Here is a 13787-nt window from a genome sequence, read left to right on the forward strand (position 1 = left end):
ACCGCCACTACCCGGCCTTCAACGGACCGGTCCGCCCAGAACGCTCGTAGGGATGAACCTGCGAAGCAGGTGTTGAACCCCAGGTCGGATGCTCTTGCGGACCAGACCAGCGGTGCGAATGATACGCCTGAACCAGCGGCGGGCAAAGTACCCGGGCCGGACAGGGTCGCCCAGGCCGCCAACCGCGACGGCTTGCCGATCCGCGAAGGCGACGACGTGGGGCTGGCGGCGGGCATGTCGGAAGACGGCCGCACGTCGGTGCACGATGCGGCGATGCCGCGCTGGTATGACGATGCACGGGGCCGGCGCTTCGATCTGCGCGAGTCGCGCGACTACCACGAGCGGGTGGAGAAGGCGCTGCTCGATGCGGGGCACACCTATCCGGAAGCGCATCGCGCCGCCACCGAGGTGGAGCATGCGCGGATGCGGCAGATGGGCTTCGACCCGAATGCGGTGGAGGCCTTCCAGCAGCCGTATATCGACCATGCGGCGCACCGTGCCCGCGCCGAGGGCAGCACTACGCCGGATGTGACGGCGGAGCCGTATATCGACAGCGGCGAGCTGGGCATGCGGCGCGATGCGCCGGCCGATCCGCGCTTCGTGCTGGACCGGGAGGGCAAGCGCTACGACCAGCCGGTGCACGGCAAGCTGCTGGACAGCATCGAGACCGTTACCGGGCGGGATGGCGATGGCGGCTATGCGGTGATGGATCCGCATAGCGGCAAGGTGCTGAAGCGGGGCAGTACCTTCGAGTTGGCGCGGATGCGCGCGGAGCGCATGGCCAGCAATCTGGGCAGGCGCCGTTTGCAGGAGCGGCTGGATGCCGAACCGGCGCTATCGCAGCAGCAGTTGCGGGAGCGGTTCAGGAATCGGCAGGCGGAGGTGCGATTTAGCAGGGCCGCGGATACACCGCCTGGACGGGACCGGCCGCCACCGGATGAGCAGAGCGAGATGCAGGACAACGCCCCTCCTAGTGAGGGGCGAATTGTTTCTGAGGGGAAAGATCAAAGCGGCATAACTGGAAGCACGGAAGCGGCTACGGCTGAGGCCCGATCATCTACTTGGCCTATCATAGAATCATGGACGAAGGAGCTTGCGAAAAATCCGACGGCGTATAGTGTGCTGCACGAGGTTCAGCTCGATCCGGCAGACTATGGAAAGAGCAGGAAAGTACATAAACTTATTGCCAATAAGGCTTTGGATGATTATTTGCAGCAATCCGGTGCCCCCGAGAAACACTTGGAAGCTTTGATCCCGGATATTCGCGAGTCCGTTTCCCCGGAAGGGAGGAGAAAGACACCCGAAGGATGGATTTGGGAGCATGCTTCTACCTCAACAACTTCTGGCAGAAAGGGAGTGATGCGGCTCGTTCCGGATTATCAGCACACACCGAAGTCAAGTTGGTGGAGAACGCTACATCCGGATAAAGGTGCGAGGGGTGGCTATTCAGAATGGGCGATCCCGTCTGGGGCTCCGCCGAACAAGTCAAAAAAGAAGTGAGCTATGGAAGATCGATACGAGGGCAGGCCGTTAGTTGGGTTGCTGGAATGCTACGTACTTCACGCGATCGGAATGTTGCACGAGGAGCAGCAAGAGAGATTGCGTAACATGGAGCAACATCTCAGCAGGGCTTTTGGGCGCGAAGGTAATTGGTTGGAAATTCTGACCAAGCAAATGGAATTTCCGGATACCTTGCCGGGGAAAATTGAGGCGATCTGGAAGCGCTTTCTTGCAGATGCGCATGCTCGTGGCGAGTCGGTGATTCCGGAGGAATTCGCGCGGATATTTGTCGATCAGAATTTTCCAGATATCGAACCAAACATAAAATCTCGATAACGCGCTTATTTCTTCGTATATAAGGCAATTTAAGCAAGGACCAAAGGGGCTTCGATGAGGTCAAAAGCGGGGGCGCGGGAATAAATTCAAAGCGATGTTGTTTCGAGGAGTGCCCTCGACTGCCAACTGGATCACATTTCGCCCGGACTGGCTGTCGATTGTTCTCTACAATTGCTTTGGGGGTACGGGACGCAGGGTTCGATCCCGTCCATGATTCGGGGAGCCGGCCGTGATTCGGTGGACGCACGCATATAATCTGTTGTGGAAGCTGTTGTCGTTCGTGGCGAGTCTGTCGCTAACTATCGGGCTAGGGGCTTTCCTTTCGCCCTATTTGGATCAGATGGTGATGGTGCTCAGGGTGCCACCATCTGTGGAAAACGGGTTATCGTTTCTGTACTTTCTGGTCTGGGCACTGGTGTATTTCCTGCTGTTGCTGACACTGCTGCCGCCGTGGCTACCGGACCTGCTTTACATCCGTTTGAACCTCAGGACCCAGGTCACGGTGTCCGAGGCGGCCAAGGCTGCTTTCCTTTTTGATGGTTCGCTGAATGGTCGCTGGTACCGGTTGCCCTCGCTGCGCACCACGGATCCGGATGTGCGGCGTGATTTCCTGTTTCGTTTTGCCAACAACATCGCGCAGAAGGAAGGAATAGCCAAGCCTTTCCGCTTCCCCGAGGAGGAGCAGGCGCGGCAACAGGCTGGTTCGCAAGCGGGCGCTGGTCAGAACGCGGGGGGCGGGGCGCCGCCGCGCGTCGATCCGTCGGCGGCTTTTCTGCGCCTGCTCGGCCTGGCGCAGATGCCGGCTTCGCAGGAAGAATTGAAGGCGGCGTATCGCAAGCGGATCGCCGCCTTTCATCCGGACCGCTTCGCGCAGGACAAGCCCGAGGTTCGCAGTCACGCTGAGGAGATGTCGAAGCGGATCAATCTGGCTTATCGCTGGCTGTATGACCGGATGCGGGTGCCGGCATGAAGCAGCTCAAGTGTTCCGAATGCGGCACATTGAACCGGATCGAGGCGCATTCGTTTCGCATGGCGCCTCTATGCGGCCGTTGCCGGATGCGTTTGCCGGAACCGCTGTTGAACCCGTTGCTACGTGGCGCCTGGCTCAACAAGGCCTGGATCGCGCTGGGCGTGGTGGTTGTACTGGCGGGGTTAGGTATAGCGGATATCCACCCAGGGCTGAGGTATCTGGAGGGCTTGGCCGGGACCAGGGAAAAATCGACCTTTGCGGACGCAGATCGGCCGCCGCCAAAACCGGTACCGGCCGTCCCTGATGATCCCGTGCAGGCAGCGCCGCAATCGGCGCCATTGCCCCAGTACCTGGTCCGGCCACCATCATCGTCACCCTCACCCTCATCGCCACCTTTGCCGCTGCCGGAAACCGGCACGGGGAAGACGTATCTGCGTACGCGGACGGACCACTGGATCGAGATCAAGATTCAGGACGGGCCCTATGCGAATACGCTGGTGCGCATATACCGGGTGAAGGACAACGCCATCGTGGCCGAGCGTTTCATCCGCGCGGGCGGCAAATTGAAGATCCCCTTGCCGGCGGGGACATTCGTGGTGCGCTCCGCCAGTGGACGCGACTGGTACGGCGGTTCGCTCTATTTCGGCGATGCCACGGCTTTTTCGGAAGCAGAGGCGCAGCTGGATTTGCGGCAGGACGGCACGTACTACGATATGAGCCTGATTCCCCAGAAAGAGGGAAACCTCGACACGAAGAGCATTTCCCGGGATATGTTTTAGCGGCGTCGCTTAGTTTGCGTAATGGATGGCTGGTGCTATTGCATCTGGATGTGTAAGTAATTGACCGCTTCGTCGATTGGAATGAAGTAATTGATACCTTCGCTCCTGTCGACTGCGCTCGTAGCCCCCGACTCACATAGCGCAATCACTTTTCCATTGCGATCCACCAGTGGACCGCCGGAATTTCCGTGTTGGACAGAGACATCACTCTGGATGAGCGGATAACCGCCATTCTTGCGGAAGGCACTGACGATGCCGCGGGTGACGGTGAGGGCGTTCTGCTCCTCCAGAGGAGCGCCGATGGCGAAGACTTCGTCGCCAATCTGCACGTCCGGCGGCAGGTGCAAGGCGGCGGCGGGATAACCGCTGCCTTCCAGCTTGAGCAGGGCGACATCGCGCCGCGCATTGCGGCGCAGCACCTGGGCGAGCAGCTGGCGATTGTCGGCCAGTTTGACGCGGACGCGTTCGGCACCTTCCACCACGTGGTAGTTGGTGAGGATGTAGCCGTCGGGACTGATGATGACTCCGCTACCAAACGCGCCGGCGACGTAGACGATGACGGTGGCGGCGCGCGGCGCTTCAAGGCCGGTGGTGGGTAGGGCGGCGGTGATGGTGAGCGGGGTGGTATCGGCGGAAGGCGGTGGCGGCGAGCTGGCGGCGGTCGCCGTGCTGGCCTGGCTCATGGGGGCGGCGGGAGCGCCGAGTTGCGGCTCGCTGCTGAGGATGGTTGCCAGTTGCGGGTCGGCGAGCAGGTTGCGCACGGCCAGGTCCAGCGCGTGGACAAGGAATACACCCCAGCCCTTCTTTTCGGTATGGGTGATTTCGTAGCGGCCCTCGGTGACGACCTTGTAGACGGTCTTCTGCTCCAGCACGTCGTAGAACTGCCAGCGGATGCGGGCGTAGGCGGTGCCCTTGATGTCGCCGTGCACGCCGACGCCGGCCCAGGGGTAGCAGTAGTCGGTGGAGAGGAATTCGACGATGGCGCCGGCCTGGAATTCGGCCTTGGCGGCGCCGCCGTCTTCGAACAGGTCGTCGCCGCCGCCGACGATCCTGTAATGGGCGTCCCGGAATTCCTTGTTGAAGCGCTCGGCCACGCTGTGCTTGAGCTCGGCGACGAGCTGGTTGTCCCAGCCGACCGCCCTGGTGTTGCCGCACTGGGCGCCCGTCATTTCGCGGGCGACGGCGCTGGAGGGATCGAAGCCGACCACCACCTTGCTCAGCATCAGCGGGCGCGTAGCCTGCTGCGCCGGGACGGGTTCGCGCGCTTCCACTTCGGGAAAGGTGCGCATCGAGCCGCAGGCTTGCAGCAGCAAGGCGGCGGCCAAGGCCGGCAGTAAGCGCTTCATCACGGTTCCCCTGGTACCCGCTCGAGCGCGGCTGTGTAGCGGCGCCTTGCCCCATGCCGGGCGCCTTGTCTTCAACCGCGTGCATTGAATGATAGCCGCAGCCGCGGTCGGTTCGCACGCGAAGTGTGAGGTACCGCACGTAACGGCCGGCCGCGGGAAGCCGCGGGCCGCACCACGGGATGGATTTTCAGAACAGCAGGGAGGTTTCAGGCGCTCATGGGTGATCCGGCAGTCCTTATTCCAAGCGGCCTGGCGAAGCTGCATCCGCAGCTCGAGACCTCGATCAAGTCGATCGCGGGAGCGATCCAGGCCTTGCAGAAGAAGGCCGGCACCAGCACCGGTGGTGGCGTATCAGGCTCGCTGGCGGCGCAGGTGCAGGCTTTGCAGGCGCAGCTGGCGGCGCTACAGGCGCAGGTGGATGGGATCGATGCGGGCGCGGCCGTCTACAAGGCGGGGCAGACCCTGCCGGCGTACTGCGCGGTGTACGAGGTGGCGGCCGGCGTGCTGGCGCCGGCGGACAACGCGGCGCTCGAGACCTGCGTGCCGCTGGCGGGGTTGACGCGGGCGGTGGCGGCGGCGGGGCAGAGCGTGTCGCTGGCCCGCAACGGCGAAGACCTGAGCAATTCGGTCTGGAGCTGGACGCCGCGGCAACCGGTTTACCTGGGGGCGGCCGGTGCGCTGACCCAGGTGCTGCCGCTGGCCGGGTATCCGCTGGTGGTGGGCTGGGCGGTGTCCGCCATTGCGCTGCGGGTGGGCATCTCCGGCGCCGGCGGCGATGGGCCGCACACGCTGGCCTTCCAGCAGCAGAGCCCGGCGACGAGCTGGGAGATCGACCACGGGCTGAACCGCTATCCCGCCGTGGTGATCCTGGATTCGTCCGGCGACGAGGTGGAGGCGGACGTGGTGTACCTGTCCGCCGGCAGCCTGCGCATCGATTTCGCTTATGCGGTTTCGGGGCAGGCGTTTCTGAACTAGCGGGCGTTGTCGCTAGCGCCTATCCGCTACGAGCACGCGCAACAGGTGCATCAACAGGCTGACCCGGTGCCGGCCCCTCGATACAGCGTTGCTAGGCAACGCCACTCGGGACGAACGGGGCTGGGCGCCGCTGCAAGGTTTTACCGATTCACTTCAATTCTTAGTCCAACGGAGTCACCATGAGCAAGAAGTTTTATACCCCCATCGACATGCAGCTGCAGCAGGTGCTGAACCTGTTGTTGCAGAACCTGGCGAGCGATCCTTCGGCGAAGGAGTCGCAGATCTACTACAACAGCGCCAGCCACACCGTGCATTTCCACAACGGCACGGCCTGGGTACAGCTGGGCACGCTGGACCAGATCAGCGCGGCGCTGGCGGCGGTGAGCCTGAACAACCAGAACATCACCAACCTGGCCGACCCGGTGAATCCGCAGGACGCGGTGAACCTGCGCACGTTGCAGACCATGATCACGGCGCTGTCCGACCGCGCCGAGGTGGCGTATGCCACCGCCGCGGCGCTGCCGGCGAATACCTACGCCAACGGTTCGGCCGGCGTGGGCGCCACGCTCACCGCCGCCGCCAACGCGGCGCTGACCGTCGACGGCGCCAACGTCATCACCGGCCAGCGCATCCTGGTCAAGAACGAAACCAGCGCCGCCAACAACGGCATCTACACCGTGGCGCAGGCCGGTGACGGCACGCATCCCTGGGTGCTGACCCGCGCGGTGGACATGGACCAGGCCAGCGAGCTGGGGCCGGGCATCCTGGTGCCGGTGCAGTCGCCCAGCGGCGCCACCGCCGGTGCGGTGAACAACGGCGTGGTGTTCCTGTCCCTGGCGCCCAGCCCCTTCACCGTTGGTACCAGCGCGCTGACCTTCTCCACGGTCGGTTCAGTTTATTCAGCGGGGAATGGGCTGACCTTGTCCGGCACGCAGTTCTCGCTGAGCACGCCGGTGACGCTGGCCAACGGCGGCAGCGGCGCCACCACGGCGGCGGGGGCGCGCGCCAACCTCGGCGCCGCCGGCCTGTACTCGGCCACCATCGGCGACGGTACTTCGCTCAGCTTCAGCGTGACGCACAACCTCAACAATGCCTATCCCACTGTGGCGCTGTATCTCGTCTCCAGCGGCGAGCAGATCGAGGCGGACGTGGTCAGCGCCAGCGCCAACGCGGTGACCATCAGCTCGGCCCTGGCCTTTCCCAACAACGGCGTGAAGGCGGTGGTGGAGGGATGAGCCGCCGCTTCTATTCCACGCTCAACCTGGTGGAGCTGGCGGCGGATCCGGCGAGTCCGCGCGAAGGGGATATGTATGCCAACACCACACTGGGTGCCCTGAGACATTTCATCAATGGCGCCTGGCAAACCCTTTCGCAACGTCGCACGCAACTGGACATCCTCGGCCCCGGCCTGGGGCAGACCTGGAGCAAGCCGGCGTGGGCGCAGAGTGTGGTGGTGTTGTGCATCGGCGCCGGTGGCGGGGGCGGCTCCGGCGCAAGACTGGCGGCGACCAGCGCACCCAGCGGCGGTTGCGGCGGTAATCCGGGCTGCGTCGTCACGCAGACCTTCCTTGCCACCGATCTGCCCGCGACGGTGAGCTGCAATGTGCCGGGCGGCGGTGCCGGCGGCGCGGCGATGACCAGCAGCAGCAACGGCAATGCCGGTGCCACGCCGGGCGCGACCAGCTTCGGCACCTACCTCAGCGCGGCGGGCGGCAGCGGAGGGCTCGGCGGCGTGGGCGGTGCGCAGTCGGCACAGGCCAGCCAGCAGGGCGGCAACACCTACAAGGATCCGGCGCAGGGCGGCGGCACCGTTACCGGCGCGGGCGCCAGCAGCGGCGCCGGCAGTTCCTCGATGAATGGGCCTGGCGGCGGTGGCGGTGGCGGCGGTACCGCGGGCCTGCTCGGCAACGGTTCCTTCGGCGGCGCCGGTGGCAATGGCTATACCCAGGGCCAGCAGGCCAGCGGTGGTGCGGCGCCGGGCAGCGGTCAGGCCGGCAACAACGGGCAGAACAAGCAGAGCATCAACTACGGCTTCGGCGGTGGCGGCAGCGGTGCCAGCCAGATCCAGGGCAGCACCCTGGGCAGCGGGCTGGCGGGCGGCGCGGGCGGTTCGCCGGGCGGTGGCGGTGGTGGTGGTATCGGCACGGGCAACACCGCTTCGAGCAGCGGCGCCGGTGGCAATGGTGGGGACGGGGAGATCCGGATTTTCAGTTTCGATTGAGCATGGGCGCAAGCCCAGCAAGCACATAGACCGGAGCCCGCCATTGCGGGCTTTTTCATTTTCGGCGGCAAGCTTTTCCAGGGAGAGTTACATGCGACTCATCAACATCCACGAGTACCTGATGGGACGGGACCAGTCCTATGCGGCGGACTACACGGCCGAGGTGGCGGCCAATGCGCAGCGCACCGTCGAGCACATCAATGCGTTCCTGCAAGCCGGCGGCTTCGACGGCCACGTCAATTCCGGCTGGCGCCCGCCCTCGGTGAACGGCGCCACCAAGGGCGCGGCGCCGCATTCCAAGCACATGCAGGCGCTGGCCTGCGACCTGCTCGATCCGGGCGGCCTCATCGACCGCTGGTGCCTGGAGCATCCCGAGGTGCTGGAGCGCATCGGCCTATGGCAGGAATCACCCGGCTCCACGCCCGGCTGGTGCCATCTGCAAATCCTGCCGCCCGTCAGCGGCCACCGTGTATTCATTCCTTGAAGGGGGATTCGAACATGCAATGGAAAGATATCGAGAGTGCGTTGCCGAACGGTCTCACGCTGCTGGGCGCGGCGCTGAGCGCCACCGGCGTGGGCGCGCCCGTGGGGGCGGCGGTGGCCGGCATCGGTGCGCTGGTCGGTCATGCGCTGGGCGTGGACGGCACCAGTCCGGACGCGGTGCTGCAAGCGGTGCAGACCGATCCGGCCGCGGCCGAGAAGCTGTTGGAAGTGCAGAGCAACACCAAGATCCAGCTTCAGCAGATCATCGCCCAGCAGGCCGTCGCCCTCGCGCAGGAAGACACCAAGCGCGGCCAGCAGCAGATCGACGACCGCGTCTCCGCCCGCAATATGGCTGTACAGACCAGGGACATCTGGACGCCCAGGATCATCGCCGCCCTGGTCATTTTGGGGGCCTTCCTCGGTGAGGGCTTCGCTCTGAGCCACGTCATCCCCGCCGGCAGCGAGGTATTGGCCGGCCGCGTGCTCGGCACCCTGGATTCGGCCCTGCTGGCGGTGCTGTACTACTACTTCGGCGGCTCCGCCGGCAGCGATCGCAAGACCGAGCTGCTGGCCGGCGGCCAGCCGGCCAAGGATGGCGCATGAAGGACTCGCTCTCCACCTGGCTCACCGTGGGCTTCCTCGCGCTGCTCGGGGGCGTGGCCGCTTACATGCGGGACCTTCTGGCGGGCGAGAAATTCGCCTGGTGGCGGCTCTGCGCCAAGCTCACCATCTCGGCCTTCGCCGGGGTGGTGGTGTTCACGCTGCTGCGCGAGTGCGGGCTGAGCCCGGAACTCGCCAGCGCCGGGGCCGGCATCGCCGGGCACGCGGGGAGCAGCATCATCACCGTGCTGGAGCGGATGCTGGTGGCGATGCTGGATGCGGCGGCGAAGCGGGGGAATTAGGAGTGATCGCGTTGTCGATGCCGATAATCGGGCGGGGGAACCGGTGCGGCGTTTCGGGGCTCGGAACGGGCTAGGATGCGGGATATCCGCGGATCGGCCCGGGGGCTGAAAATCCAGGGGCCGGTTCGCGGCATCTAAATGCATGACCGATACGGGATTGGCCCCGGGAGCTGTAATGCGCGCATCGCAGATCGTGAAAGTGCTGGCCTTCATCATCGCCGGTGGCGTGGCGCTGGCCCTGCTGCTGGAGTTCGGCAGCCGTACGCTGGGCTGGCGGCATGGCGGAAGTGCCGATGCCGATCGCGGGCCGCCGGTGAAGCAGGTGCGGAACCTGGAGGCGTTCGACGCCATCGAGCTGCGCAGCAAGGCGGATATCGAGGTGACGGTGGGCGGGCCGCAGACGGTGACGGTGGAAGCGGACGCGCATACGTTGTCGCAGCTGGAGACCCGTGTCGAGGGGCACACCCTGATGGTGGACGCCGGAGACGGCAGGGGCGATTGGAAAGGCGACGCCGGAACCCATGTGCATTTCTCGATCGGGCATGACGGGCCGACTCCGCACATCACCATTGCCGTGCCCGCGCTGACCGCATTGCGCGTGCTGGGCGCGGGGCGCTTCGTGCTGCACCAGCTCAAGGGCGCGCAGTTCACCTTCGAGGTGAAAGGGGCCGGCGTGCTGGTGGCGGATGGTGCCGTGGACGCGTTGACGCTGGACGTGAAGGGAGCGGCCAAGGTGGATACGTCCGCGCTCCAGGCGAAGTCGGTCGACGTCACCATCGGCGGTGCCGGCTCGGCGACGGTGCGTGCGCAGGATGCGGTGACCGCGCGGGTGGAAGGCATCGGCCGCGTGATCTATCTCGGCAATCCGCCCACGGTGGTCAAGCGTGTCTCCGGCCTGGGCATGATCCACGCGGGGACGGCGGATGAGTCTCCGCCGCCGGGATAGGGCGGCGGCTAGCCGCCCTTCGGCCCGAACGGCAGCAGCATCGGCACCCGTCGGCGGTATTCTTCGTACGCACCCGTGCCCAGCTCCTGGCTCAGCCAGCGCTCCTCCAGCCGCGCCTTCATCCAGATGCCGATGCCGATGAGCAGCGCGCCGGCGATGGCGAAGACGGTGCTTTTCGCTGCCATGGTGGCGACTACGGCAAGCAGGATGCCGGTGTAGATGGGGTGGCGCACCAGGGCGTAAGGGCCGGTGTCGATCACCTTGTGGTCGGCTTTGCGCGTGACCATGCCGGACCACAGCCGGCCCAGATGCAGGCGCGCCCACCAGCAGAAGGCGAAGCCGAGCGCGATCAGCGCGACGCAGAGCCAGGCGCCGATCCAGCCCACATGCCACAGGCGCAGCACGCCTTCGTAGCCGTGCGCGGGGATGAAGAACAGGACGATGCCGAGCAGCTGCACGATGCGGTAGCCGGCCTCGGCGCCCAGGCCGGGGCGCTTCTCCGTGCTGTTGCTCCACTGCGAGGCGGCGAGCCACGACACGCCCCACAGCAGCCACAGGCTAATGATCGCGATTCCGGGGTGCATGGTTTCTCCCTCGCTGCGTTAGGCCTGTAGTTTCGGCCCAAGCGGCCTGCAGCGGAAGCCTGAATAAAGTCACCCCTTCGGGAGCAGGCGCAACATCCTCCACCCGGCTTGCCGATTTCATTCCGGGCGTGGCGCCCTACGATGTGGCGATGCTGGTGGAGTTCCACGCCGGCGCCAGGGACGTGCGCATGGTGCTGACCATGGATGCGATGCATGACGAAGCGTGGACGCGCAATATGTCCATGGGCTGGGAGAGCGAGCAGGGTGGCGGCGCGGCTGGTCTCCGCGTGATTGCGGTACTTGACCGGACGCTCATTAATGAGAATAATTATCATTATTGAAGCGCCCCGTCATTACCGGGCGGGCCGCGGCAATACACCGGGGATCAGCGCCCCGGGGAGCGCCTAGCCAGCCACCTGATGGCAGCCAGCAAGGGCGATCGAACGCATCCAACGATCGTCCCGGCCGGTGCCGGAAGGGAAACATATGTCGCGGTACTTCAGGGCCGGGTCCGGCCGCAGCCGGATGCGCGTCCGGCATCCACTGGTTGTCACCTTCACCGCGGCGCTCTTCCAGATACCGGCCGGGATCGCCGCCGCGCAGGACACGGCAAGTGCCGCCGATGTCTCCACTGCCGCCACCTCCTCCGGCGCGACGAAGCTCGACGCGGTGATGGTGAAGGGGCAGGCGCAGGGCTACGTCTCCGACGAAGCCAGGGCCGCCACCAAGACCGATACGCCGCTGGCGGAAACGCCGCAGTCCATCTCCGTGGTGACGCGCGAGCAGCTCGATGCGCAGCAGGTGGTGAGCCTGTCCGAGGCGTTGCGTTATACCGCCGGCGTCAACACCCAGCCCTACGGCAGCGACAACCGCTACAACTGGTACAGCATCCGCGGCTTCTCCGCCAACGGCTACACCTTCCAGGACGGTCTGCGCCTGGTCAGCGGCTACTTCATGCAGCCGGCCCCGGACCCTTACGGCTTCGAGAGCGTGGAGATCGTGCGCGGCCCCTCGTCGGTGCTGTACGGGCAGGGCAGCCCCGGCGGCCTGGTCAACATCGACAGCAAGCTGCCGACGCAGGCCCGCAGCGGCAATGCCGGCCTGATGTTCGGCAACTACGACCTGCGCGAGGCCTACGCCGACAGCGCCGGCCCGATCACCGGCGACGGCCGCCTGTCCTACCGCCTCAGCGCGCTGGGCAGGCTCAGCGGTACACAGGCGGAAGGCGCCGGCAACAACCGCCTGTTCGTCGCCCCGGCCCTGACCTGGATGCCCTTCGACGGCACCCGCATCACCTTCCTCGGCAACTACCAGGACGACGATACCAGCGGCATCAACTCCGGCACGTATTCGCCGGCCTTGCAGCAGACCCTGCTGGCGGTGGGTCGGCAGCTCTACGGGAAATCCGATCCGATCAATCCGGTTCCGCCAGGCACGAATTTCGGCGTGCCGGGCAACGACCTGGAACGCGCCTCCTCGTCCATCGGCTACCTGCTCGACCAGCGCATCGACGATGTGTGGTCCTTGCACCAGGGCGTGCGGCTGAACCACACCGGCGGTTTCTACAAATACACCGGTCTCGTCGGCGTGGTCTTTCCGGCAACGACGGATGCGGCGGGTATCGCCAACTATCCCTACATCCTGACGCGCCAGGCGATCCACTACGACGAGCAGCTCAACAGCGCCGTGGTCGATACGCACGGCCAGGCGAAATGGAGCTGGGGCAAGTTCCAGAACACGGCCATCGCCGGCGTCGACTACCAGAACCTGTGGAACCACTACGTCGGGCTGAAAGGGCCGGCGGCCACCGCGGACATCCGCAACCTGGACGCCAGCCCGCCGCCGCCGGAAGCCGATACGCAGAATATGAACGTCATCACCCGCGGCACGCAGGTCGGCTTCTACGGCCAGGCGCAGACCAGGTACGACCGGCGCTGGGTCGGCCTGCTCAGCCTGCGCCGCGACTGGGCGCCGTACCAGTACCAGGACAACCTCGCCGGTACCAATTCCCGTTTGAACGATCACCAGTGGACCTACCGTGCCGGCGCGGCCTATCTCGGCGACCATGGTTTGAATCCCTACATCAGCTACGCCACCTCGTTCCAGCCCACACCGGGTACCGTCACCAGCACCGGCGCTCCCTTCAAGCCCACCGAAGGCCGCAACTTCGAAACCGGACTGCGCTGGCAGCCGCAGAACGGCAAGGTCTCGGTGACCGCGTCCGCTTTCACCATCCACAACAAGAACGTGACGCAGGCCGATGCGCAGAATCCCGGCGAGCAGACCCAGGCCGGTGAAATCCGCTCGCGCGGGTTCGAAGTGGAAAGCACGGCGCGGTTGTTCCGCGCTCTCGACCTGATCGCGGCCTACACCTATCTCGACGCCAAGATCACCGAATCCAGCGACCTCAACCTGGGCAAGCGCCCGCAGAACGTGCCGCGCAACAGCGCCTCGCTGTGGGCCGACTACAGGCTGCCGGCGCTGGTGCCGGGCCTGGGCTTCGCCGCCGGCGTGCGCTACGTCGGCTCGGTGCTCGACTACACCAGCACCTACACCACGCCTTCGGTCACCTTGCTCGATACCGCGGTGCACTACGACTGGCGCCGCTGGCGCCTGTCGGTGAACCTGGCCAACGCCTTCAACCGCACCTATCTCTCCAACTGCGGCTCGCAACTGTGCAGCTACGGCGATCCGCGCACCATCCGCGGCGCGGTGACCTATGCCTGGTAAGCGCCGCCCTCCACA

At 65.5% G+C, this 13787-nt stretch carries 15 protein-coding genes; 13 read left to right on the forward strand and 2 right to left on the reverse strand.

All coding sequences use genetic code 11. The annotated features are described in order from the left end of the window. From BP26_RS26815 to BP26_RS29595, 4 genes are all read left to right on the forward strand, one after another. Nucleotides 1–1500: hypothetical protein (locus tag BP26_RS26815; RefSeq protein WP_036517222.1), on the forward strand; the 1500-nt coding region annotated here is incomplete at its 5' end. Between the two features lie 3 nt (nucleotides 1501–1503). Beyond that, complete coding sequence (locus BP26_RS0116935; protein ID WP_029921755.1) at nucleotides 1504–1836, forward strand: hypothetical protein; 333 nt, start codon at nucleotides 1504–1506, stop codon at nucleotides 1834–1836. A 259-nt stretch (nucleotides 1837–2095) separates the two neighbouring features. Continuing rightward, on the forward strand, nucleotides 2096–2806 hold the full coding sequence (locus tag BP26_RS0116940) for a J domain-containing protein (RefSeq protein ID WP_157572579.1): 711 nt from the start codon (nucleotides 2096–2098) through the stop codon (nucleotides 2804–2806). Further along, on the forward strand, nucleotides 2803–3585 hold the full coding sequence (locus tag BP26_RS29595) for a hypothetical protein (RefSeq protein WP_157572580.1): 783 nt from the start codon (nucleotides 2803–2805) through the stop codon (nucleotides 3583–3585). Before BP26_RS0116940 ends, BP26_RS29595 begins: the two co-directional genes overlap by 4 nt. A 35-nt stretch (nucleotides 3586–3620) precedes the next feature. On the opposite strand, the gene BP26_RS27760 is transcribed toward BP26_RS29595, so the two are convergent. Beyond that, nucleotides 3621–4931 (reverse strand): S1C family serine protease, encoded by a 1311-nt coding sequence (locus BP26_RS27760; protein WP_029921758.1) that lies wholly within the window; start codon nucleotides 4929–4931, stop codon nucleotides 3621–3623. A gap of 216 nt (nucleotides 4932–5147) precedes the next feature. Between BP26_RS27760 and BP26_RS27765 the strand changes: the two genes are divergently transcribed. The 7 genes from BP26_RS27765 to BP26_RS0116990 all read left to right on the forward strand — a co-directional run bounded on the left by BP26_RS27765 (nucleotide 5148) and on the right by BP26_RS0116990 (nucleotide 10458). Continuing rightward, the gene (locus BP26_RS27765; protein WP_051749088.1) at nucleotides 5148–5906 is read left to right on the forward strand and encodes a hypothetical protein; all 759 of its coding nucleotides are present in this window, start codon (nucleotides 5148–5150) and stop codon (nucleotides 5904–5906) included. Nucleotides 5907–6085: 179 nt separating this feature from the next. After that, a complete protein-coding gene (locus BP26_RS0116965; protein ID WP_029921759.1) occupies nucleotides 6086–7141 on the forward strand; it encodes a hypothetical protein in 1056 nt (351 codons plus the stop codon). Next, complete coding sequence (locus BP26_RS0116970) at nucleotides 7138–8127, forward strand: hypothetical protein (RefSeq protein ID WP_051749089.1); 990 nt, start codon at nucleotides 7138–7140, stop codon at nucleotides 8125–8127. Before BP26_RS0116965 ends, BP26_RS0116970 begins: the two co-directional genes overlap by 4 nt. A 91-nt stretch (nucleotides 8128–8218) precedes the next feature. After that, nucleotides 8219–8611: a D-Ala-D-Ala carboxypeptidase family metallohydrolase gene (locus BP26_RS0116975; RefSeq protein WP_029921761.1), complete on the forward strand. Its 393-nt coding sequence runs from the start codon at nucleotides 8219–8221 to the stop codon at nucleotides 8609–8611. 14 nt (nucleotides 8612–8625) lie between these two features. Continuing rightward, nucleotides 8626–9213, forward strand: coding sequence for a hypothetical protein (locus BP26_RS0116980; protein ID WP_157572581.1), 588 nt, complete (start codon nucleotides 8626–8628; stop codon nucleotides 9211–9213). Continuing rightward, entirely contained in the window at nucleotides 9210–9512 is a 303-nt protein-coding gene (locus BP26_RS0116985; protein WP_051749090.1) for a phage holin family protein, read from the forward strand. Before BP26_RS0116980 ends, BP26_RS0116985 begins: the two co-directional genes overlap by 4 nt. A 175-nt stretch (nucleotides 9513–9687) precedes the next feature. Continuing rightward, entirely contained in the window at nucleotides 9688–10458 is a 771-nt protein-coding gene (locus BP26_RS0116990) for a GIN domain-containing protein (RefSeq protein WP_029921764.1), read from the forward strand. 8 nt (nucleotides 10459–10466) lie between these two features. On the opposite strand, the gene BP26_RS0116995 is transcribed toward BP26_RS0116990, so the two are convergent. Next, on the reverse strand, nucleotides 10467–11042 hold the full coding sequence (locus BP26_RS0116995) for a methyltransferase family protein (protein ID WP_036517223.1): 576 nt from the start codon (nucleotides 11040–11042) through the stop codon (nucleotides 10467–10469). A 143-nt stretch (nucleotides 11043–11185) separates the two neighbouring features. On the opposite strand from BP26_RS0116995, the gene BP26_RS27770 reads away from it, so the two are divergent. Continuing rightward, nucleotides 11186–11383 (forward strand): hypothetical protein, encoded by a 198-nt coding sequence (locus BP26_RS27770; RefSeq protein ID WP_157572582.1) that lies wholly within the window; start codon nucleotides 11186–11188, stop codon nucleotides 11381–11383. A gap of 184 nt (nucleotides 11384–11567) precedes the next feature. Continuing rightward, nucleotides 11568–13772: a TonB-dependent siderophore receptor gene (locus BP26_RS0117005; RefSeq protein ID WP_169740734.1), complete on the forward strand. Its 2205-nt coding sequence runs from the start codon at nucleotides 11568–11570 to the stop codon at nucleotides 13770–13772. Nucleotides 13773–13787 lie beyond the last annotated feature (15 nt).

The organism is Nevskia soli DSM 19509, assembly GCF_000711955.1.
Classification (GTDB): Bacteria; Pseudomonadota; Gammaproteobacteria; order Nevskiales; family Nevskiaceae; genus Nevskia; species Nevskia soli.

Bases quoted from the DNA above. Each gene is read 5' to 3' on its own strand.
- BP26_RS0116935 (WP_029921755.1), top strand. From the start codon at position 1,504: ATGGAAGATCGATACGAGGGCAGGCCGTTAGTTGGGTTGCTGGAATGC.
- BP26_RS29595 (WP_157572580.1), top strand. From the start codon at position 2,803: ATGAAGCAGCTCAAGTGTTCCGAATGCGGCACATTGAACCGGATCGAG.
- BP26_RS27760 (WP_029921758.1), bottom strand. From the start codon at position 4,931: ATGAAGCGCTTACTGCCGGCCTTGGCCGCCGCCTTGCTGCTGCAAGCC.
- BP26_RS27765 (WP_051749088.1), top strand. From the start codon at position 5,148: ATGGGTGATCCGGCAGTCCTTATTCCAAGCGGCCTGGCGAAGCTGCAT.
- BP26_RS0116965 (WP_029921759.1), top strand. From the start codon at position 6,086: ATGAGCAAGAAGTTTTATACCCCCATCGACATGCAGCTGCAGCAGGTG.
- BP26_RS0116970 (WP_051749089.1), top strand. From the start codon at position 7,138: ATGAGCCGCCGCTTCTATTCCACGCTCAACCTGGTGGAGCTGGCGGCG.
- BP26_RS0116975 (WP_029921761.1), top strand. From the start codon at position 8,219: ATGCGACTCATCAACATCCACGAGTACCTGATGGGACGGGACCAGTCC.
- BP26_RS0116980 (WP_157572581.1), top strand. From the start codon at position 8,626: ATGCAATGGAAAGATATCGAGAGTGCGTTGCCGAACGGTCTCACGCTG.
- BP26_RS0116985 (WP_051749090.1), top strand. From the start codon at position 9,210: ATGAAGGACTCGCTCTCCACCTGGCTCACCGTGGGCTTCCTCGCGCTG.
- BP26_RS0116990 (WP_029921764.1), top strand. From the start codon at position 9,688: ATGCGCGCATCGCAGATCGTGAAAGTGCTGGCCTTCATCATCGCCGGT.
- BP26_RS0116995 (WP_036517223.1), bottom strand. From the start codon at position 11,042: ATGCACCCCGGAATCGCGATCATTAGCCTGTGGCTGCTGTGGGGCGTG.
- BP26_RS0117005 (WP_169740734.1), top strand. From the start codon at position 11,568: ATGCGCGTCCGGCATCCACTGGTTGTCACCTTCACCGCGGCGCTCTTC.